Here is a 19,101-nt window from a genome sequence, read left to right as displayed (position 1 = left end):
CAGCAGTGCCACGCATGCCCCAGCTCGCCGAGGACCCCGGCGGCCTCCTGGAGGAGACCCGCCGCCAGCTCGGCCGGGTGCCCAACCTGTACGCAGCGCTCGCCAACAGCCCGGCCGCGCTGGCCGGTTACCTGGCGATGCGCGACAAGCTGGCCCACGGCGCACTGCGCGCCCGGGTCAGGGAGCAACTGGCCCTGCTCGTCGCCCAGGAGAACCACTGCACCTACTGCGTCAGTGCCCACACCCTGCGCGGCGGCAAGCTCGGCATGTCGCCGGAGGAACTGCGCCGCACCCGGGACGCCGACGACGCCGACCCGCACACCGCGGCCCTTCTCGGTATCGCCCGGTCGATCCTGCGCGACCGCGGCGACATCGGTGACGACGAGTTGGCCGCCGCCCGCGCGGCCGGCGTCACGGACGAGGAACTCGGTGAGGTCACGGCGCACGTGGCGCTCAACATGCTGTCCAACTACTTCAACCACCTGGCCCGCCCCGACCTGGACTTCCCGGAGGTTCCCGCATGACCGGCCCGACCGAATACCACGGCAGCGTCGAACTCCTCGGCGGCTATTTCCTCATCGGCGCCGACGGGAATCCCACGACGCTCGTGGCCGAGGCGGACTACCGGATCGAGGGCGGTTTCGTGCACGTGCGGATCGCCGGCTCCGGCCAGGTCCAGGTGGTCTCCGCCCCAGCCGTGCGGCGGCTGACCCACGCCGGCCTGCCCGGCTGAGGCACCGCGCGGCGGGGGAGGCACCCTCCCCGCCGCGTGACCGGCCCGACGGCCGAGTGGCCGGAAAATTGTGGTCCTGCGGCCTGAACTCGCCTACTGAACGCGGCACTCCAATCCTACGGTTCTCATACCTTCGCAATGCCGAGAATGAATGGGACCACTCAGGAGACAGCATGTCGGTGTTGTCGCGTCTGCATGGAACGACGCGTTCGTATTCCCTGTTCCTCCTGGTCGCCGTGATGGCGATCGCAACGGTCGTACTACGTGCGCCGGCGGCCCACGCCTACGTGAAAGAGGGCTGTCGCTGGTCATCGGCCAACATCTACTTCTCGAACGATCTCAAATCCACCAGCGCGTACTACCCGTTGGTGACCACCGCCGCACACGACTGGACCGCGACAGCCAGCCCGATCTATCTCTATCCGGGCGGTACCCAATGGGACATCGCCGCCTACGACGACGGGAACACCGGGTACGACGGCATGACGAGCTACACCTGCAGCAGCGGCAAGTTCTCCCAGAGCCTGTCCTACTGGAACACCTCGTACACGAACGGCTACTCCTCGACCGGCCGGGTGCAGGTGATGGTTCACGAGATGGGGCACGGTCTGGGCCTGGACCACGCCGGGAGCAGCAGCTGCTCGGGCCAGCCGATCATGTATTCCAGCAGTAACCGCTACTTCAACTGCGGTCACGTGACGCCGCAGAGCGACGACATCAACGGCATCAACGCTATCTACTGAGCGGGGAAGTGCAGCAGTGACGAAGAGAATCGCTTCCATCGCAACCGTCGTGGCGTGCATCACCGTGCTCGCCGCGTGTTCCGCGTCATCGACCACGAACACCCGTACCACGCACCGCGTGGAGGGAAATCTGGCCAAGCACTACGCCGATATCGGCAGCCTGAGCAACGATTCGACCGCGGTCGTCATCGCCCGGCCCTCCGGAAAGTCCGTGCAGGAGCCGGCTGACGCCGCGGGAAAGTCCGGTGTGAGCGCCACCGTTACTCCGGTCGACGTCGTGAAGACCCTCAAGGGGTCGACACCGTCGTCGACACTGCGCATCCGTCAGGTGCTCGTCGGCGACGACACTGCGCTGGTGTCCGGTCGGACGTACGTCCTGTTCGTCACGCCCTTCCATTTCGACACCGCGCCGGACAACGGTGAATGGGTGGTCACGGGCGCGGTGGGCAAGTACGTCGTGAACGGTGCGAACGTGTCGGTGCCCGCAGGCACTCCCGCCGGACCGCCTCAGCAGTTGACGCTTTCGGCACTGACCGCGCAGGTCGGCTGAGTGCCGTCCTGCGGTCCCCGGCGAGCAGCGGCCCGCCGGGGACCGCAGGACACCGCACGGAGTCGGGCGACAGCCGATAGCATCCATAGCCCGCCGAAACGGCCTCGTCAGGAACGGTGGAACGGAGACCGACCCCATGCGCGCAGTCACACGCATCGCGTCATCACACCCGGGGCTGCGGCCGGCTGACGGCCCGAGCGGCAGGATCCCGCCTCGTGCGCGCACTGCGGCCGCCCTCCTGATGTGTGCGGTGACGGCGGCCGGCGGGGTGGTCGCGTGCGGAGACACGGGGTCGGACGGTGGTCAGGGGAAGGCCTCCTGCGTGTCGCCGTTCATCCGCTCCGACACCAGGCGCTCGCCCCCCGATCCCGACTCCCCCACCTCGTTCGGTGAGGTCCGCCCGGGTCAGCACCTCAGCGTCCGCGGCTGGTACTACTACGGCGGCCCGTGCGACGACACCGGTTCCGGAGCGGCCCGGCCGACTTCGGCCGGGCCCGTCAACCTCTCACTCACCACGTCGGACCACCGGACGGCCGCGCTGGGGACCGCACACCCGACCGGCAGCAACGCCTCGTTCGTCCTCAGCGTCGCCGTCCCCGCCCGGGCACCTGCCGGTCCCGCCTCGATCGGGGACGGCCAGGGGCACGTCATCAGACTCGACATCACCGCCCCGTGACGACCAGCCCGCACGAACTCGCCGTCACCGCCGGGTGCGGCACTCTTCGGGGCGGCGGTGGAGTACACCGCTACGGCGGTGTCGGACGGCCCGGTCAGCGGCGGGGACGGTTCGGCCGTCAGAAGGCGGATCGGATGAGTCCGCCGTCCACGCGGATCGTTGCTCCGCTGACGTACTGGGCGTAGGTGCTGCACAGGTACGCCACCGCTGCCGCGATCTCGTCGGGTTCACCGAATCGCTCCTGGTCGTTGGGGATGAGGGCCTCTACGGCGTTCGGCTGGATCTCGTCCCAGGTCCGGCCCCAGCCGCGGGCGGGTCCGATCTGCGTGACGAGCTCCCGCGTCGCGTCGACGAGGATCGCGCCGGGGGAGACCACGTTCGACGTGACGCCGGTGCCCTTGAGGTCGCGGGCGAGTGACACCGCGAGGTTGTGCCGGGCGGCCAGGGTGGCGTTGTACTGGGGGTGGGTGTTCATCGGCTGGGAGGCCAGGCCGCCGCCGATGGTCACGACCCGGCCCCAGCCGCGTCCCCGCATGGCGGGCACCAGGTGCTGGATCATCCGCACGCCCGAGACGACGTTGACGTTGTAGGTGTCGTTCCACTCCGTCGGTGTCGCCTCCGCCCACGACACGTGGCGGTAGAAGCCGGCGTTGTTGACGAGGATGTCCACGGCGCCGTCCGCGGTCGCCGCCCTGGCGACATCCGCGGCGCCCTCGTCGGTGGCCAGGTCGCCGAGGGCGGTGTCGGCCGTTCCGCCGGCCTCGCGGATCGATGCTGCGACCGCTTCCACGCGGTCCTTGCTGCGCCCGTGGATGACCACGGCCGCCCCCTCCGCCGCCAGCAGCCTGGCGGTGGCCTCGCCGAGTCCGGCACTCGAGCCGGTGATCAACGCGCGCTTGCCGAGGAGATCGAGATTCATGTGCTGCTTCCCTTCAAGTACCGGCCCCGCGTCCTTCTGACACGGCGGAACGGCCTCCGGTCCCAAAGTCTACACCTGTAGACTAAGCACCGCGCGGCAGCACCCGCGGGCCACCGGAGGCCGGGCAGAAAAGGTAGGCAACCTGCGTAGGTTGCCTGCATGGTCTGCCGCGAGGCCGGCTCGGCCGACCCGTGGCCACGGGCGCCGCGTCCGCCCCGCATGCGCAGAGCAACGCGCAGAGCAGTGCGCGGTGAAGCCCTGTGAACCGCTCGCCCCCGAGGGCTGTGCCGCAGCCGCGGACCCCGGCCACGGACCTGGTGGCCCCCCGGACCGCGTCCACAGCGACCTCGCGGGGAGGGCGCGGGTCCCGATCGACCAGTAACGACATGAATGAGATTGGTGGAAACACATCATGAGTTCTTCTGACTCCCCGGCCCTGATCCAGCGCCGCGCCGTGGTGACGGGGGCCGCGCAAGGCCTGGGATTCACGCTCGCCCAGCTGCTGGCCGAGCAGGGGTGGGAGGTGTGGGCCGCGGACGTGCGTCCGGTGCCGGACAGCTTGCAGGTGGCGCGCAGGGTCGTCCTGGACGTCGCGTCGGAGGAGTCCGTGGACGCCCTGTTCGCCGAGGTGGAGCAGGCCGGCGGGCTGGACGGCCTGGTGAACAACGCGGCCGTCTTCCCGCTGTCCCCGTGGGACGAGTTGGACCCGCAGACCTGGCGCAGGACGATCGACGTCAACCTCACCGGCAGCTTCCTGTGCGCACGGGCCGCGGGTGAGTCGATGCGCCGGCACGGGCGGGGCGGCTCGATCGTCAACCTGACGAGCCTGACGTTCTTCAAGGGCATCGCCTCGGGCGCGGACTACGCCGCGTCGAAGGGCGGGGTCGTCGGCCTGACCCGGTCCTTCGCCAAGGCGTTCGGGCCGTTCGGCGTCCGCGTCAACGCGGTGGGCCCCGGCCTCATGGCGACGGAGGGCGTGCGCGAGCAGGCTCGGCTGGGCCAGTTCCCCTCCGACCGGCTCGGCGAGACCGACGAGGACCGCTGCCTGCCGGGCCGCACCAGCACTGAAGGGGTGGCGTCGACGATCGCCTTCCTCCTCGGCGACCAGGCCCGTGAAATCACCGGCCAGGTCCTCGTCGCAGACGGCGGCACGATCTTCATCTGATCCTTCCCGGGCCTGCAGCCGCTCGACGCGGCGCCCGGCCCGGCCGAACCGGAGAACAGGGATACGGCATGAGTGATCTCAACCGTCGGGAGTTCCGGCGCCGCGTGGAGGCCGGGGGTCCGCTGATGATCCCCTACGTCCCCGACGCCCTGACCGCCCGGCTGTGCGAACAACTCGGCTTCGACGGCGGCTACCTGGGCGGCGGAGGCCTGGGCTACTCGCTGGCGATATCCGAGGCGCTGCTGACGGTCGGCGAACTCGCGTCCGCCGCGGCCGCCGTCCGGCGGCGCTCGTCGCTGCCGCTGGTGGTGGACGGCGGTGTCGGCTTCGGCGATGCATCGCGTTGTTCGGCGGCGCGATCACCTGCCTGCTGTTCGTCCTCAACGACCTTCACCACGCCCACTGGGTCCTCGTCGGGTGGGAAAGCCACGTCGGCGCCCCCTTCATCGATGTGCGCATGCTGGTCCGCAACCGTGCCCTGACGGCCACCTACATCCGCGTGTCGGTGACCTTCCTGCTGATCTACAGCATCTTCTACGGGGTGTCACAGTGGCTGCAGGAGGGGCGCGGGCTGTCCACGACGGGCGTCGGCCTGGTGATGCTGCCCATGTCCGTACTGGCCGCGCTGGTCTCGATACCCTTCGCCCGCCGCGAGAGCCTCGCCGTCCCCCTGCTGGCCACCGCCGCGGCAGCGCTCACCGGTTCGGCCGGGCTGCTGGTCTTCACCCACACCACCCCGGTGTGGATCCTGGTCCTGGTCATCATGGTCTTCGGCATCACCTCGGGGCTGGGCATGCTCGGCAACCAGGCCGCCCTCTACCGCCAGGCCCCGCCCGAGAGCATCGGCGTGGCCGCGGGACTGATGCGCACCTTCACCTATCTCGGAGCAATCCTCTCCTCGGGTCTGATCAGCCTGGCCTTCGGCCGGCGGGCCACCGACCACGGACTGCACACCGTCGTCTGGGTCCTGCTCGCGATCGGCGTACTCCTGGTCGGGCTCACCCTGGCCGCCGTCCGCGGCAGGCACGCCGCCGGGCCGGAAACCCATGGCGGCAACCTCCCTCCCGCATCCCGGGAACAGCCGCCGGCCGAACTGCCTGAAGCCGCCGGCTGATGGCGTCGGGGCCGGCTACTGCGCGGCGGCCCCGGAGCCCGGGGCGGGGTCGGCACCGGCTTCCCGGGTGACGGGTTCCAGCATGGCGGCCAGCAGCTCCGCGAGGCGGTCGTTGTCGGCCCCCGCCAGCGCGCGGGTGCCGACGACCGCGCGCAACAGCCAGGTCCCCGCGGTCAGGGCGAGCCCGAGCTGAGCGCGGAGCTCCGCCTCGGAGCCGCCGATCAGCCCCGCGAGGCGCGCGCCCGCGTGGGCCTCGATGCCGCGCCGGACGATGTCCGCCGCCTCGGGGTCGGACGCGGACCGCAGGGTGAGGAGAAACGGATCGAGGCGTTCGGTGCCGGGTGCCGTGTTCTCCGCGAGTGCGTGCGCTATGGTGCGCGTCAATCCGCTGCGTTCGGTGCCGACAACGGTCGGCGGCCCGAACGAGCGGTCCACCGCTTCGGCGAACAGGTTCTGCTTCGAGCCGAAGTAACGGTTGATCATCATCGCCGTCACCCCCGCCCGCTCGGCGATCTGCCGGACACCGGCTCCCGCGTATCCGTTCTCGGTGAACTCCACGACAGCGGCAGCCAGGATCGCTTCACGCGTCGCTGCGGCGTCACGCCGGCGAGAGGGCTGTGCGGCAGTCATGAAACGAGCATACGGTGCGTCGTCTACAGCCGTAGACGACGCACCGCGGCCGGGCCGTGGTGCGCCGGGGGCTGTCCGCGCATTCCTGAGCGCACGGACCGGGCCGGCCGAGCTGACCCGTGGAGGCCTGGTCAGCCCGAAAGGGACGTCGACCAGTAGTAGTAATCCAGAGCCACGGTCGTCGTGAACTCGTCGCTGTAGACGGATTCCGGCAGGCCGGGAGAGGTACGCAGAGCGGTGCCGTACCCGCTGTCGAACTGGCCGTAGGTGTCGATGCCGTTGTAGTCGAACCGCCAGCGCTGCCCCCTGGCGTCCGCGTCGCAGGTGAAGCTCGTCCAGACGGCGTTGGCCTGGTTCAGGCCGGACTTGATGTCGGTCGCCAGGCACCGGCCGCTCACCCGGCTCGCGAGCATGCGCCTTCCCTGGGAGTTCATGGAACCCGTCCAGTACCAGTCCTGTTGTACGTTGCCGCTGTCACAGGCACCCTCGAAAACCGTGCCCGAGGCGGTCGATTCGAGGCATCCGCGCTTGGCGTTGTCGAACGACCAGTACGTGGTCGCCGCGGACGCGGCCGGCGCGATCGGCAGGGCGAGCGTCGCTCCGAACAGTGCGGAGCACAGCGCGGCGGCAACGGCCGCAGGCCGCGAGACATTGCGTATTCCGGTCTTTCCCCACATCGACGGCATCCTTCTTTCGCAAGTTCGGCCCGTGTGGCCGTTTCCGCCGCTCACCGGTGGACCCGGGGCGGAAGCACAAAACCGCATTCCCGAACAGGGCTGGCGCACCACAAAAGTTCCGGCTACGTTTGGCGCGTGAAGAGAACTCTCCGCAAGAATCGTAGGAACCGCGCTGCTCTGCTCTTCGTAGCGGCCTCCGGAATGGCATTCCTGACGCCGCCCATCGCAGCACAGGCCGCTGCTCCCGAGCCCGTGTACTGGAGCTTCAGCAACAACACCTTTTATCCGAACCAATGCCTGACCGGGGGGAAGACAAACAGCGCGGGAACGGCCTCCGTGTTCATGGCGACCTGCACCGGAAGCTCCTACCAGAAGTGGGACTGGCGCGGCGAGGATCCCACGAACCCCAGCTTCCTTGAATTGCAGAACAAGGCCACCGGCCTGTGCCTGGCCACCGACTACAAGAACGAGGACAACAACGCCGTCTGGGCCAGCACCTGCGAATGGCGGCCGGGCATGCGTTTCCGGTACGTCTTCAACTCCGAGCCCAATTCCGGTGGAGAGCTCATGTCGGATTTCACCCACCCTCCCTACGGGGACTACGCCGAGCTGCGGCCCACGGCTGCGGGCGCCGTGTACAACGGGCAGTTCGACAACGAGTGGAACGGCACCTTCTAGGACGTCACGAACCGCACGAGCCGGCCACCAGGCAGATCCTGACCTGGTGGCCGGTTCTCTCGCAGCACTGGGCCGACAACCGGGACGGGCCGGCCTAAGCCGTCGCCCAGCACCGGGTCACGAGTGGCTGCCGATCCATGAGTCCATGGCCGAGTCACTGGTGTTGTTGGCGTAGACGGCGCCGTTTTCCCGCGGGGTCAGAAAGACGTTGGGAAGGTCCAGGTTGGCCATGAGGTAGTGATAGCCCCCGCCACTGCTCAACCACATGAACCGCCTGCCGTCGCTCCAGTCGCAGCTGCTCACCCAGACCGCATTTCCGTCCCAGCTCTTGTGATCGGTCGCCAGGCACAGCCCCGTGGCCTTGTTCTGGAGTTCAAGGGCGGGATACGTGGCTCCCGGGTCCGCGCCACGCCAGTCCCACTGCTGGAAGGAACTTCCGTTGCAGGTGGACATGAACGCGTGCGCCGTGCCGTTCGACTGGATTTGCCCCCCGGTCAGGCAGGTATTTCCATTGCCCACCCAGAGGTTCGAGAAAGTCCAGTACGTGGGGATCTGAGCCGCAGCCTCCGCGGGCGCGGGCACCAGGATCCCGAAGCATGCGGCCGCCACGAAGGCCGTGGCCACGGCACCGGCGCGCTTGAGGAACTCGGCTGATTTCATGGGGCAGAAGATATCGACAGGAGCCACGCTGCACCAGCGTCGACCCAAAAGACCAAGCGGATCATTTAGGTCAAGAATCGCCAAAGCAGCCGACATGATTCGAGCCCCCCGACACGGGTGGGAGAACGTTCCCCGGTGCGACACCTTGCATTCATCCAGAGACCAGCGACGCGTTGCCTCATGAGATGCGGCGCTGGGCGCGGACGGCCCGTCTACGCCTGGTTCTTCCTGCACGTGCCGCCCTCCGCCGCGACCACGATCGGCCCACGCCTCGGATCCCTCGGGCGCGAACGTCACCGTCCGGGCGACCCTCACCAAGGCCACCGGCGCCAACATCGACAGCCCGGCCGTGCGGTAGCCGCAGCCGCGCCACCGCCACGCGTCCCGCACCCCGGCCGTCCACGCCGGCCGCCCGCGGTGCGGGACGCGGCAGGTGTCATCGGGTCTCGATGTCGCCCGAGCGCGAGGGGACTGCGCCGAGCGCGGCGAGCGTCGCCTCGTCGAGGGTGACCGCACCCGCGTCGACGTTCGCCCGCAGGTGCTCGGCGTCGGCGGTGCCGGGGATCAGGAGCGTGTTGGGGGTGTGGTGGAGCAGCCAGGCCAGGCCGACCTGCGCGGCGGAGACGCCCAGTGTCCGCGCCGCCGCGACGACGGCGGGCTCCTCGGTGACCTTCGGCAGGCCGGCGTAGGCGCCGCCGAGCGGGAAGTACGGCACCCAGGCGATGCCCTCGGCGAGGCAGAGCCGCACCAGGTCCTCGTCGTCGCGTGAGACCAGGCTGTAGGCGTTCTGCACGCAGGCGATGCCCGCGGGGAGGGCATGCCGCAGTGCGTCCAGGGAGACGCTGCTGAGACCGATGGCGCCGATCTTGCCCTCGTCGCGCAGTTCGGTCATCACGGCGAGCTGGTCGTCGAGGTCGACGATCTGGTCGCCCTCGGCGCGCAGGCCCGGGCCGTGGTCGGCGCGGCGCAGGTTGACGAGGGGAATCCGGTCGAGCTCGAGGCTCCTGAGGTTGTCCTCGACGCCGGCCCGGAGCTGCTCGGGCCGCTGGGCCAGGCGCAGCGGGATGCGCCCGCCCGTGGCGGGTTCTGCGCCGACCTTGCTGACGACCAGGACGTCGTCCTCGGGGCGGAGCGCGGCGGCGATCACCTCGTTGGCGAAGCCGTTGCCGTAGAAGTGGGCGGTGTCGACGTGATCGACACCCAGGTCGGCAGCCTGCCTCAGCAGGGAGATCGCGGCATCGCGGTCCAGCCGCGGCAGCTGCATGGCGCCGTAGCCGACACGCGAGACGCTGCGGCCCGCGAGCGCGCCGGGCCCGCCGGGTCGTGCTGTTCCGAGGGCGGTGAGCTGGTCGGACCGGGCAGTGGACGCCATGGCAGTCCCACTCTCATGAGATGATGGAGGCAAACGGAGGGACTCCGTTTACGGCCACCGTAACACCAACCGGAGGGTCTCCGTTTTGGCTGCTCCCGACTCCCCCACCCCCGACCGGTCGGCGAAGGCGCCCGGACGTCCGGCCCGGGCCGACGCACAGCGCAACCGCGAACGGCTGCTCGCCGTCGCCCGCGACGCCTTCGCCGCGACCGACGGCAACGCCACCCTCGACGCCATCGCCCGCGAGGCCGGCGTCGGGATCGGCACGCTCTACCGCCACTTCCCCACCCGCGAAGCGCTCGTCGAGGCCATCTACGCGACCGAACTCGACGCCGTCGTCGCCAGCGCCCCCGCGCTGCTCCGCGAGCTGCCGCCCGAGGCGGCGCTGCGTGCGTGGATGGACCGCTATGCGGCGTTCACCGCGGTCAAGCGCGGCATCTCCGACACCCTGCGCGCGGGGTGGGCCTCGGGCACCATCGCGACACCTGCCACCCGGGAGCGGATCACCGCGGCGATCGCGGAGATCCTCGACGCCGGCGCGAAGACGGGCTCCCTGCGGGCGGACGTGGAACCGGAGGCGGTCACGATGATGCTCCTCGGAGTGTTCATGTCGACGACCGCAGGCAACAGCCCGCACCTGACCGGACGGCTGCTGGATCTCGTGGCAGACGCGCTGCGGCCCGCGACGGACGGGCCACCGCCGCACTGACCCTGCGGGGATCGCCGGCGGCGTTGCCGCCGCTGCGGCACGCGGAGTGCCCGGGCCTGAGCAGGTCCGGCCCGGGCTCGGAGCGCGCGACGGGAGTCGGTCGGGGATCAGTGCCGCCGCGCACTCGGCGCCGTGCTCAACTCGGCAGGTTCCACTGCTGAGCGGTGGTCCCGTTGCAGGTGTAGATGTCCAGCTGGGTGCCGGGCGTGGTGACGGCTGCCGGGACGTCGAGGCACTTGCCCGACGCCGGGTTGCGCAGCGCCTTGTCCGACGAGGTGTACGACCAGGTCTGGGCGCCGGTTCCGTTGCAGTCGTAGATCTGGACCTTGGCGCCGTCGGTGTTGTCGTCCGAGGCCAGGTCGAGGCACTTGCCGCCCTGACCGACGAGCGGGGTGACGGGCACGCCGGCGTCGGAGGGCGAGATCGTCCACACGAACGAGGGCGAATTCCACCAGTTGTCAACATGCGACAGGTGCGGCCCGCAGGGGCTCCCGCGCCGGTGCTCACCCCAGTACCCGGCAGCCGCCGGCAGGCGCGTCCCGCTGGGGTGGAGCCCCGGTGCGAACCGCCGCGCCCCGGTGCTGTCCTGTGCCCTGGCACGTCTCCCTGTCTTCGTACCGAAGGGCATACAGACCGTCATGTCTCGCGAACTCCCGTCCCCGACCGGCCGCCGTACGTTCCTCAGGGGCGCCGCCGGCGCCCTCGCCGTCCCGGCCGCCGCCGGCCTCGTCGGCGCGCTGGCCGCGCCCGCCCACGCCGACGACACCGGCCTGCCGGACTTCGCTCCGGTCCCGGCCGCCTCGGCCGGCCCCGCCCCGAACGCCGACGGCTACTACGTCGGCCGGATCTCAGGACACCTCTACTGGGTCACCGACACCTACTACCAGGCCATGTTCCTGACGACCAAGGTCGGCGTCGTCCTCGTCGACGCCCCGCCGACGATCGGGCACAACCTGCTGCGCGCGATCGACGACGTCACCCGGGCCAACGGCCGCCCCAGCAAGGTCACCCACCTCGTCTACTCCCACTCGCACGCCGACCACATCGGCGCCGCCGGCCTCTTCGGACCCGACGTCGAACGGATCTCCCACGCCGCCACGGCCCGCCTGCTGGCCCGTGCGGCCGACCGCAACCGGCCGCTGCCGACAACCACCTTCCACGACAGGTACCAGCTCAAGGTCGGCGGCGAGACCCTGCAGCTGGCCTACCACGGACCCAACCACTCCCCCGACAACATCTTCGTCTACGCACCCGAACACGCCACCCTGATGCTGGTCGACGTGCTCTACCCGGGCTGGGTGCCGTTCAAGAACCTCGCCGTCTCCCAGGACATCCCCGACTGGATCAAGGCGCAGAGCATCGCGATGGACTACCCCTGGGAGACGTTCGTCGGCGGCCACCTCGGTCGACTCGGCGTCCGCGCGGACGGCACCCGGCAGATCCAGTACATGAACGATCTCGAAGCCAGCACCCGCGCCGCCATCGACTCCGTCGACCCGAGCCCCTACTTCGCCAAATACAGCGCACAGGGCAACTCGTGGGCCATCTTCAAGACCTTCCTCGACGCCGTCGCGGACACCGCGGCCGCCCCGGTCGCCGCGAAGTACGCCGGGGTCCTGGCCGCCTCCGACGTCTTCACCAAGGACAACGCCTGGGCACTGCTGGAGTCCCTGCGCATCGACGCCGGCCTCCTCGGGCCGTTCGGCGTCCGGCCCTGAACCACCGGCAGCCTTCGCAACCGTCAAGTGAGGAAACCCGAATGACTCCCACCAGCCCAGGGGGCGCTCCCGTGAGCGCAGCGCCACGCCGCACCGTACTCGTCACCGGCTCCACCTCCGGCATCGGCGAGGCGATCGCCGCCGCCTTCGCCCGCGACGGAGCTGACGTCGTCGTCAACGGCCGTGACCCCGACCGCACCAAGGCCGCGGCGGAACGCATCCGCGCCGTCGGCGGACACGGTGAAGTCCGCGCCGTTGCCGCCGACGTCGGCTCCGCGGAGGGCGTCCGCATCCTGACGGACGCTGCGCCGGACGTGGATGTCCTCGTCAACAACGCCGGGATCTTCGGTGCGAGACCCGCGTTCGAGATCACCGACGAGGAATGGAACCTCTACTTCGCCACCAATGTTCTCAGCGGTGTCCGGCTCACCCGCCACTACGCCCCGCGCATGGTGGAGCGCGGGTGGGGCCGCGTCGTCTTCATCAGCAGCGAGTCGGCCATCAGCACTCCCAGGGAAATGATCCACTACGGCACCACGAAGACCGCGCAGCTGGCCGTCGCCCGCGGTTTCGCCCAGGAGGTCGCAGGTACCGGCGTGACGGTCAACACCGTCCTGCCCGGTCCCACCCTCACCCCTGGTGTCGAGGTGTTCATCGCCGACCGTTTCGGCGACGGCGTCCCCTTCGCCGAAGCCGAACGCCGCTTCATCGCCGAGGAGCGCCCCACCTCGCTCCTGGGACGGCTCATCCGCCCCGAAGAGGTCGCCAGCCTCGTCCACTACCTCGGCTCCGACGGTGCCTCCGCCACCACGGGCGCCGCACTACGCGTCGACGGCGGCGTGGTGAACGGCATCATCCCCTGACTGCGGCCCCCCGGTCCTGCGGGGGCGGTGCCCGGCCCTGAACCGCTGGGGTGCCACCCCGGTGCGAGAGCACCGGGATTCCCGGTTCCGTAAGCACATGCCAGGTCAGGCGACCCCTACGAGACAGGCACCGTCATGACCGCTCCGAACTGATCCGGACGACAGGCACCCTCACCACACCTCACTTCCCCTTCCATCCTTTGGAGCAACCCGTGCGATTCCAACTGCCCCGATCCCGCCGCCTGCTGGCCGCGGCCTGCGCCATGGCCGTCGCCCTCGGCACGACCACCCTCACCGCCGCCGCGGCCTCCGACCGGCCCGCGGCCACGCCCGCCGAGCAGATGCCCGCAGGCTTCAGCGAACACAAGACCCAGGTCGCCGGGACCGGCATCGACTACGTGATCGGCGGCCACGGACCCACCCTGGTCCTGATCCACGGCTACCCCCAGACGTGGTACGAGTGGCACGACATCATGCCCGCGCTGGCCCAGCACTACACGGTCATCGCACCCGACCTGCCCGGCGCGGGCCGCAGCGACGCGCCCGCGTCCGGCTACGACAAGAAGACCATGGCCGCGGAACTGCACGCGGTCCTGGTCTCCCTGGGCAAGGACCAGGACGTCGACATCGTCGGCCACGACATCGGCACGATGGTCGCCTACGCCTACGCCGCCCAGTACCCGCGCAGCGTCCGCAAGCTCGTGCTCAGCGAGGCGCCGATCCCCGACCCGGGCATCTACACCCTCCCCTCGCTCACGGCCCAGGGTCCTGGGGTGTGGAACTTCGGCTTCTTCGCCCTGCAGACCGGCCTGCCGGAAAGCCTCGTCCAGGGCCGCGAACTGACCTGGACGTCCGGCTTCATGCGCGGGATCGCCGTCAAGAAGGACGCCCTCGCCCCCGAGGATCTGCAGATCTTCGCCTCCTACCTGCGCGATCCCGCGCATCTGGAAGCCAGCTTCGCCTGGTTCCGCACCTTCCCCCAGGACATCGCCGACAACGCGCAGTTCCAGAAGAGGAAGCTGACCATGCCCGTCCTCGCCATCGGCGCCGACGGCAGCCTCGGCTCCTCGGTGCCCAAGCAGGTGCGCCGCTACGCCACCCACGTCACCCCGGTGGTCGTCCCCGACTCCGGCCACTGGATCTACGAGGAGCACCCGAAGGAGATGACCGACCTGCTGCTGAACTTCCTCGGCGGACGGCGATGACCGCGAGAGCGGAACCGGACGGGTCCTTCCCGACCTTCGCGCCGACGGCCGAGCGTGCACCCTTCTGGTTCCTCGGCGGCCAGGCCAGGGTCCTGCTCACCGGCGCGGAGACCGGCAACCGGCTCGCGCTGATGGAGTTCGTCGCCCCGGCCGGCCACGCGCCCCCGCACCACGTCCACGAGGACGAGGAGGAGGTCTGGTTCGTCCTCGACGGCGAGGTGACGTTCTTCGTCGGCGACCGGCGCCACGACCTGGCGCCCGGACAGGTCGCCCACGGACCGCGCGGAGTCCCGCACAGCTATCTGGTGCGCTCGGCCCAGGGGGCGCGGATAGCGGCTGTGTTCAGCCCGGCATGCATCGAGGAGTTCTTCAGGGCCAACGGCACGCCGGTGGCCGAGGCCGGCGACATGCCGCCGGAATTCGATCTCGCGGCGGTCGCGGCCTCAGCCAAGGCCTTTCGGCTGAGCGCGGCCTGACCGCCGCCGTCGCCGCCGTCACCCCCGCCGATCCACCACACCTTGCAAAGGGAAACCGCCATGCCCTACATCACCGTCGGCCAGGAGAACTCCACCGACATCGAGCTGTACTACGAGGACCACGGCAGCGGGCAGCCCGTCGTACTGATCCACGGCTACCCGCTGGACGGGCACTCCTGGGAGAAGCAGCTCCCCGCCCTGCTCGACGCCGGCCACCGGGTCATCACCTACGACCGGCGCGGCTTCGGCCGCTCGTCGCAGCCGACCACCGGGTACGACTACGACACCTTCGCCGCCGACCTCGACGCGGTGCTGACCGAGCTGGACCTCACCGACGCGGTGCTCGTCGGCTTCTCCATGGGCACCGGTGAGGTCGGCCGCTACCTGGGGACCCACGGCTCGCAGCGCGTCGCGAAGGCCGCCTTCCTGGCCTCCCTCGAACCCTTCCTCCTCAAGACCGACGACAACCCCGACGGTGTGGACCAGTCCGTCTTCGACGGCATCCTGGAAGCGGTCACGAAGGACCGCTACGCCTACTTCACCAGCTTCTACGAGGCGTTCTACAACCTCGACGAGACGCTCGGCGTCCGCATCAGCGAAGAGGCGGTACGGGCGAGCTGGACCGTCGCGGCGGGCGCCTCGGCCCACGCGTCCGCGGCCTGCGTGCCCACCTGGATCACCGACTTCCGCGCCGACGTCGCCAAGATCGACGTACCGGCGCTGATCCTGCACGGCTCGGGCGACCGCATCCTGCCGATCGACTCGACGGCACGGCCCTTCCGCGCGCTGCTGCCCTCGGCGGAGTACGTCGAGATCGAGGGCGCCCCGCACGGTCTGCTGTGGACGCACGCCGAGGAGGTCAACGCCGCGCTGCTGGCCTTCCTGGCCAAGTAGGCGCATACAACCGCCTGGAGAAGACCCCCGATCCCCGGCCCGGTGCAGGTACTCGCAGCTCCCCCGCCAGCGACCTGCACCGGGCCGGACCACCGTCGTCCGGCCGGTTCGCGGCCCGGAGCGACGGCCCTGGGCTGCCCCCGCCCGGCTGCCTGAACGGGCTGCCCACAGCCCGCACCTTCCCACCAGGACTGACGTTCCGTCATTTCCATGGACCGGCCGACCGCTTGCCGGCCGACGTGCCGGTGCGCGGCCCGCGCCGTCCCGCACCCGGATCTCCGGGGCGAGTGCATGATTCGCACAGCACCGGTACACGTTGGGCAAAGGCCCCCACCCTCCGGTTTCCTAGGCTGCGACGTGTCATCGCCCGACGCGCGGGGATCCGGAGAGGTTGCGCATTCCGTCGTACGCAGCATCGCGGGAACTCGTCGTCGAGCCGGTGGTCCAGGAGTCCGCGCGCACCGCCTCCCCCCTCGCGCGGGACGCCCGCCCAGCCGAGCGCGCCTTCGCCTGAGCCGGCAGAAACACGACGAACGAGGGAGAAGCCCATGGTGTGGACCGACGTTCACCCCCCGGCCGGGCCGCCGATGGTCGGTCGGCTCGCGGAGCGCGAGGCGATCGGCAGGGTCCTCGAAGCCGTCCGCGACGGATTCAGCGCAGTCCTGGTGCTCAACGGCGACGCGGGAGTCGGCAAATCCCGGCTGCTGGAGTACGCGGCCGAGTCCGCCCGGGACCTGTCGGTCGTCAGGCTGGTGGGTGTGGAGGCCGAGACACGGCTGGGCTACGCCGCGCTGCACCGGCTCCTTCGGCCCCACCTCGGCCGGGTGCCGGACCTGCCGCAGCGCCAGCGGGACGCCCTGAACGCCGTGTTCGGGCTGGACGACGCCCCGCCCTCCGACCGCCATCTGGTCGGACTGGCCACGCTGACCCTGCTCTCGGACGCGGCCATGGCGACCCCGATGCTCTTCCTGGTCGACGATGTGCAGTGGCTGGACCGCGAGTCGGCGGAGACCCTCGCCTTCGTCGGCCGGCGCCTGTACGCGGACTGCCTCGGGCTGCTGTTCGCCGGTCGTGAGGGGGCCGACGGCCTCGACGTCTTCGGTGACCTGCCCGCACTGCGGATCGAGGGTCTGGCGGACGTGGAGGCCAGGGCGCTGCTGGCCTCCTGCGTGACCGGGCACCTGGACCAGGCGGTCGCCGAGCGGCTGGTCGCCGGCACCGGAGGCAACGCACTGGCGCTGCGGGAACTGGCGGAGAACCTGAGCCCCGAGCAGCTGGCCGGGGTCACACCGCTGCCAGAACCACTGCCGGTCAACCGGGAGCTGGAGGCCCACTTCCAGCAGACGGCTGCGCTGCTGCCCGCCGACACCCGGACCCTGCTGCTACTCATGGCCATGACACCGACGGACGACCAGGCGGCGCTGTGGCGGGCCGCCGGAGCCCTGGGGCTGTCCATCCGGTCCGCCACGCCCGCGGTCACCGCCGGGATACTGAGCCGCGGGACCACCGCCGTCTTCCGCCACCCGCTGATCCGCTCCGCGGTCCACTCGGCAGCCTCCGCGCAGCAGCGGCGCAGCGTCCAGGCGGCACTCGCCGCCACCAGCGCCCCCGAGCGCCGGGCGTGGCATCTGGCCGAGGCCACCGAGGCGCCGGACGACGACGTGGCCGCGGAGCTCGAAGCCGCCTCCGAACTGGCCCAGGCGCGTGGCGGATACTCCGAACAGGCGCTGGTGCTCACCAGGGCGGCGGAGATGACCGCGCATCCCGGCCGGCGGGCCGAGCGGTATCTGGCGGCCGCGGCGGCACACCTCGCCTCCGGCAACCTCCCGGCGGTCCAGCCGCTCCTCGAACTCGCCACTCCCCTGCTGGAAGGACCTGTGGCGCAGGTGCGGGCGACGCGGCTGCGGGCGTCCGTGGAGATGTTCTGCTCCCGTCCCGGCGAGGTGCCGGCGATGCTGCTGGACGCCGTGGCCCGTCTCGGCGCCACCGACCCCGCGGCGAGCTGGGACCTGCTGCGCGAGGCGGTGCAGGCCGCTGTCATCGGCGGCCGGATGATCACCGGGACGACCCCCCGCGAGGTGGCGAGGGCCGCGGCGGAGGCCTGGCACGACAGGGCGCTGCCGGCCTGGAGCCCCGATCCGCTGATGGCGGCGCTGGCCCACTCGATGGCCTACGGCTACACGGCGGGAGCCCCGGCCCTGGCAGCGGCGCTGGCCCGCCTGCGCGACGCCGACGAGCTCCACGGGCAGGACGCGTTCAGCGTCATGATCAGCATCGCGGGCGACGAGTTGTGGGACATCGAGGCGAAGCGGGAGATCCTCGAGAAGCTGGTGAGGTCGGACCGCGACCGGGGCGCGCTCTACGGGCTCAGCCTGTCGTTGCTCACCCTCGCCAAGGTGGAGATCTGGAACGGGCGGTTCGCGGCCGCCGAGAGCTTCTACATCGAGTCGGACGACTACATGGCCGCGACGGGATACTTCAGGTCGGGCGACTTCCACAAGGCCCTGCTGTACGCCTGGACCGGCCGGGAGAAGGAGTTGCGGGCCGCGGTCGCGGCGATGCGCGCCCTGGCCGAGAGCCAGCGGACCGGAGTGACGAACCGGTGGGCCGCCCAGGCCCTGAGCATCTTCGAGATCGGCCGCGGGCACTACCGGGAGGCACTCGACGCCCAGCTCGCGATGTTCGACGACCACCCGGTGATCCTCGGCGACATCAACCTCGCCGGCATGGTCGAGGCAGGGCTGCGGGCCGGTGATCGCAAGGCGGCCATCATGGCCATGGACCGCCTGGAAGAGCGCGCTCCACTGGCCGGAACCCCGTGGGCACTGGGGCTGCTCGCCCGCTGCCGTGCCCTGATGGCCGACGGCGACGAGGCCGAGCTGCTGTACCAGGAATCGATCGCGCAGCTGGAGAAGGTCCCGGTGGCGGTGGAACTGGCGTGGTCGCAACTGCTGTTCGGGGAGTGGCTGCGCCGCCGCAAGCGCCGGGCCGACGCCAGGGTCCAGCTGCGCGTCGCGTACGAGTCCTTCGCGTCGTGGGGAGCCGCGCCCTTCGCCGAACGGGCGAGGGCCGAGCTGCTGGCCACCGGGGAGACCGCACGCAGACGAACGGCCGACACCCTGTCCGACCTCACCCCGCAGGAGCGACACGTGGCGACCCTGGCCGCCTCGGGGCTGACCAACGCGGAGATCGCCGGCCAGTTGTTCGTCACCACCTCGACCGTCGAGTTCCATCTGAGCAGGGTGTTCCGCAAGCTCGGCATCACCTCGCGCAAGCACATCGCGTCCCGGCTGAACCAGACCGGCCCCGAGGACTGACG

General features: G+C 70.5%; 22 protein-coding genes. 16 read left to right on the top strand and 6 right to left on the bottom strand.

Translation table 11 applies throughout. The annotated features are described in order from the left end of the window. Positions 1-14 precede the first annotated feature (14 nt). The 5 genes from NFU81_RS00975 to NFU81_RS00955 all read left to right on the top strand — a co-directional run bounded on the left by NFU81_RS00975 (position 15) and on the right by NFU81_RS00955 (position 2,702). Complete coding sequence (locus NFU81_RS00975) at positions 15-524, top strand: carboxymuconolactone decarboxylase family protein (protein WP_251484088.1); 510 nt, start codon at positions 15-17, stop codon at positions 522-524. After that, a complete protein-coding gene (locus tag NFU81_RS00970) occupies positions 521-733 on the top strand; it encodes a hypothetical protein (protein WP_251483771.1) in 213 nt (70 codons plus the stop codon). Before NFU81_RS00975 ends, NFU81_RS00970 begins: the two co-directional genes overlap by 4 nt. A 173-nt stretch (positions 734-906) precedes the next feature. Then, positions 907-1,476, top strand: coding sequence for a matrixin family metalloprotease (locus NFU81_RS00965; RefSeq protein ID WP_251483769.1), 570 nt, complete (start codon positions 907-909; stop codon positions 1,474-1,476). Between the two features lie 16 nt (positions 1,477-1,492). Further along, positions 1,493-2,026, top strand: a complete 534-nt coding sequence (locus tag NFU81_RS00960) for a hypothetical protein (RefSeq protein ID WP_251483768.1) — start codon at positions 1,493-1,495, stop codon at positions 2,024-2,026. A gap of 322 nt (positions 2,027-2,348) precedes the next feature. Then, on the top strand, positions 2,349-2,702 hold the full coding sequence (locus NFU81_RS00955) for a hypothetical protein (RefSeq protein WP_251483764.1): 354 nt from the start codon (positions 2,349-2,351) through the stop codon (positions 2,700-2,702). A gap of 118 nt (positions 2,703-2,820) precedes the next feature. On the opposite strand, the gene NFU81_RS00950 is transcribed toward NFU81_RS00955, so the two are convergent. Further along, positions 2,821-3,621: an SDR family NAD(P)-dependent oxidoreductase gene (locus NFU81_RS00950; RefSeq protein ID WP_251483757.1), complete on the bottom strand. Its 801-nt coding sequence runs from the start codon at positions 3,619-3,621 to the stop codon at positions 2,821-2,823. A gap of 412 nt (positions 3,622-4,033) precedes the next feature. Between NFU81_RS00950 and NFU81_RS00945 the strand changes: the two genes are divergently transcribed. The 3 genes from NFU81_RS00945 to NFU81_RS00935 all read left to right on the top strand — a co-directional run bounded on the left by NFU81_RS00945 (position 4,034) and on the right by NFU81_RS00935 (position 5,900). Beyond that, on the top strand, positions 4,034-4,786 hold the full coding sequence (locus tag NFU81_RS00945) for an SDR family NAD(P)-dependent oxidoreductase (protein WP_251483754.1): 753 nt from the start codon (positions 4,034-4,036) through the stop codon (positions 4,784-4,786). Between the two features lie 68 nt (positions 4,787-4,854). Continuing rightward, a complete protein-coding gene (locus NFU81_RS00940; RefSeq protein ID WP_251483751.1) occupies positions 4,855-5,268 on the top strand; it encodes a hypothetical protein in 414 nt (137 codons plus the stop codon). Beyond that, positions 5,154-5,900 (top strand): MFS transporter, encoded by a 747-nt coding sequence (locus NFU81_RS00935; protein WP_251484087.1) that lies wholly within the window; start codon positions 5,154-5,156, stop codon positions 5,898-5,900. The genes NFU81_RS00940 and NFU81_RS00935 overlap by 115 nt, the downstream gene beginning before the upstream one ends. Before the next feature lie 15 nt (positions 5,901-5,915). Here NFU81_RS00935 and NFU81_RS00930 read toward each other — a convergent pair whose 3' ends face one another. Both NFU81_RS00930 and NFU81_RS00925 read right to left on the bottom strand, forming a co-directional pair. Then, the gene (locus NFU81_RS00930; protein WP_251483748.1) at positions 5,916-6,530 is read right to left on the bottom strand and encodes a TetR/AcrR family transcriptional regulator; all 615 of its coding nucleotides are present in this window, start codon (positions 6,528-6,530) and stop codon (positions 5,916-5,918) included. Positions 6,531-6,661: 131 nt separating this feature from the next. Beyond that, a complete protein-coding gene (locus NFU81_RS00925) occupies positions 6,662-7,207 on the bottom strand; it encodes an RICIN domain-containing protein (RefSeq protein WP_251483745.1) in 546 nt (181 codons plus the stop codon). Between the two features lie 342 nt (positions 7,208-7,549). Between NFU81_RS00925 and NFU81_RS00920 the strand changes: the two genes are divergently transcribed. Beyond that, on the top strand, positions 7,550-7,885 hold the full coding sequence (locus tag NFU81_RS00920) for a hypothetical protein (RefSeq protein WP_251483743.1): 336 nt from the start codon (positions 7,550-7,552) through the stop codon (positions 7,883-7,885). 117 nt (positions 7,886-8,002) lie between these two features. Here the strand turns inward: NFU81_RS00920 and NFU81_RS00915 are convergent, their stop codons facing one another. Together NFU81_RS00915 and NFU81_RS00910 are read right to left on the bottom strand one after the other, a co-directional pair. Next, a complete protein-coding gene (locus NFU81_RS00915) occupies positions 8,003-8,545 on the bottom strand; it encodes an RICIN domain-containing protein (protein WP_251483741.1) in 543 nt (180 codons plus the stop codon). Between the two features lie 436 nt (positions 8,546-8,981). Beyond that, positions 8,982-9,917, bottom strand: a complete 936-nt coding sequence (locus tag NFU81_RS00910) for an aldo/keto reductase (RefSeq protein ID WP_251483739.1) — start codon at positions 9,915-9,917, stop codon at positions 8,982-8,984. A gap of 85 nt (positions 9,918-10,002) precedes the next feature. Between NFU81_RS00910 and NFU81_RS00905 the strand changes: the two genes are divergently transcribed. Next, positions 10,003-10,626 carry a TetR/AcrR family transcriptional regulator gene (locus NFU81_RS00905; RefSeq protein ID WP_251483737.1) on the top strand — a complete coding sequence of 208 codons (624 nt, stop codon included), beginning with the start codon at positions 10,003-10,005 and terminating at the stop codon, positions 10,624-10,626. 136 nt (positions 10,627-10,762) lie between these two features. Here the strand turns inward: NFU81_RS00905 and NFU81_RS00900 are convergent, their stop codons facing one another. After that, positions 10,763-11,059 (bottom strand): ricin-type beta-trefoil lectin domain protein, encoded by a 297-nt coding sequence (locus NFU81_RS00900; protein WP_251483735.1) that lies wholly within the window; start codon positions 11,057-11,059, stop codon positions 10,763-10,765. Positions 11,060-11,264: 205 nt separating this feature from the next. Between NFU81_RS00900 and NFU81_RS00895 the strand changes: the two genes are divergently transcribed. The 6 genes from NFU81_RS00895 to NFU81_RS00870 all read left to right on the top strand — a co-directional run bounded on the left by NFU81_RS00895 (position 11,265) and on the right by NFU81_RS00870 (position 19,099). Then, positions 11,265-12,344: an MBL fold metallo-hydrolase gene (locus tag NFU81_RS00895; protein WP_251483733.1), complete on the top strand. Its 1,080-nt coding sequence runs from the start codon at positions 11,265-11,267 to the stop codon at positions 12,342-12,344. Positions 12,345-12,415: 71 nt separating this feature from the next. After that, the gene (locus tag NFU81_RS00890; RefSeq protein WP_251483730.1) at positions 12,416-13,207 is read left to right on the top strand and encodes an SDR family NAD(P)-dependent oxidoreductase; all 792 of its coding nucleotides are present in this window, start codon (positions 12,416-12,418) and stop codon (positions 13,205-13,207) included. 212 nt (positions 13,208-13,419) lie between these two features. Then, on the top strand, positions 13,420-14,412 hold the full coding sequence (locus NFU81_RS00885; RefSeq protein ID WP_251483728.1) for an alpha/beta fold hydrolase: 993 nt from the start codon (positions 13,420-13,422) through the stop codon (positions 14,410-14,412). Next, complete coding sequence (locus NFU81_RS00880) at positions 14,409-14,888, top strand: cupin domain-containing protein (protein WP_251483726.1); 480 nt, start codon at positions 14,409-14,411, stop codon at positions 14,886-14,888. The genes NFU81_RS00885 and NFU81_RS00880 overlap by 4 nt, the downstream gene beginning before the upstream one ends. 60 nt (positions 14,889-14,948) lie before the next feature. Beyond that, positions 14,949-15,782, top strand: coding sequence for an alpha/beta fold hydrolase (locus tag NFU81_RS00875; RefSeq protein ID WP_251483724.1), 834 nt, complete (start codon positions 14,949-14,951; stop codon positions 15,780-15,782). Between the two features lie 548 nt (positions 15,783-16,330). Further along, a complete protein-coding gene (locus NFU81_RS00870; RefSeq protein WP_251483722.1) occupies positions 16,331-19,099 on the top strand; it encodes a LuxR C-terminal-related transcriptional regulator in 2,769 nt (922 codons plus the stop codon). Positions 19,100-19,101 lie beyond the last annotated feature (2 nt).

It is taken from the genome of Actinacidiphila cocklensis (genome assembly GCF_907177275.1).
In the GTDB taxonomy this organism is placed as follows: Bacteria; Actinomycetota; Actinomycetes; order Streptomycetales; family Streptomycetaceae; genus Actinacidiphila; species Actinacidiphila cocklensis.
The sequence above is the reverse complement of the archived record's forward strand: the minus strand, read 5'-3'. Positions and strand labels throughout refer to the sequence as shown.

Coding starts and splice junctions, on each gene's coding strand:
- NFU81_RS00975 (WP_251484088.1), top strand. CDS start 15: ATGCCCCAGCTCGCCGAGGACCCCGGCGGCCTCCTGGAGGAGACCCGC.
- NFU81_RS00970 (WP_251483771.1), top strand. CDS start 521: ATGACCGGCCCGACCGAATACCACGGCAGCGTCGAACTCCTCGGCGGC.
- NFU81_RS00965 (WP_251483769.1), top strand. CDS start 907: ATGTCGGTGTTGTCGCGTCTGCATGGAACGACGCGTTCGTATTCCCTG.
- NFU81_RS00950 (WP_251483757.1), bottom strand. CDS start 3,621: ATGAATCTCGATCTCCTCGGCAAGCGCGCGTTGATCACCGGCTCGAGT.
- NFU81_RS00945 (WP_251483754.1), top strand. CDS start 4,034: ATGAGTTCTTCTGACTCCCCGGCCCTGATCCAGCGCCGCGCCGTGGTG.
- NFU81_RS00940 (WP_251483751.1), top strand. CDS start 4,855: ATGAGTGATCTCAACCGTCGGGAGTTCCGGCGCCGCGTGGAGGCCGGG.
- NFU81_RS00930 (WP_251483748.1), bottom strand. CDS start 6,530: ATGACTGCCGCACAGCCCTCTCGCCGGCGTGACGCCGCAGCGACGCGT.
- NFU81_RS00925 (WP_251483745.1), bottom strand. CDS start 7,207: ATGTGGGGAAAGACCGGAATACGCAATGTCTCGCGGCCTGCGGCCGTT.
- NFU81_RS00920 (WP_251483743.1), top strand. CDS start 7,550: ATGGCGACCTGCACCGGAAGCTCCTACCAGAAGTGGGACTGGCGCGGC.
- NFU81_RS00915 (WP_251483741.1), bottom strand. CDS start 8,545: ATGAAATCAGCCGAGTTCCTCAAGCGCGCCGGTGCCGTGGCCACGGCC.
- NFU81_RS00910 (WP_251483739.1), bottom strand. CDS start 9,917: ATGGCGTCCACTGCCCGGTCCGACCAGCTCACCGCCCTCGGAACAGCA.
- NFU81_RS00895 (WP_251483733.1), top strand. CDS start 11,265: ATGTCTCGCGAACTCCCGTCCCCGACCGGCCGCCGTACGTTCCTCAGG.
- NFU81_RS00880 (WP_251483726.1), top strand. CDS start 14,409: ATGACCGCGAGAGCGGAACCGGACGGGTCCTTCCCGACCTTCGCGCCG.
- NFU81_RS00875 (WP_251483724.1), top strand. CDS start 14,949: ATGCCCTACATCACCGTCGGCCAGGAGAACTCCACCGACATCGAGCTG.
- NFU81_RS00870 (WP_251483722.1), top strand. CDS start 16,331: ATGGTGTGGACCGACGTTCACCCCCCGGCCGGGCCGCCGATGGTCGGT.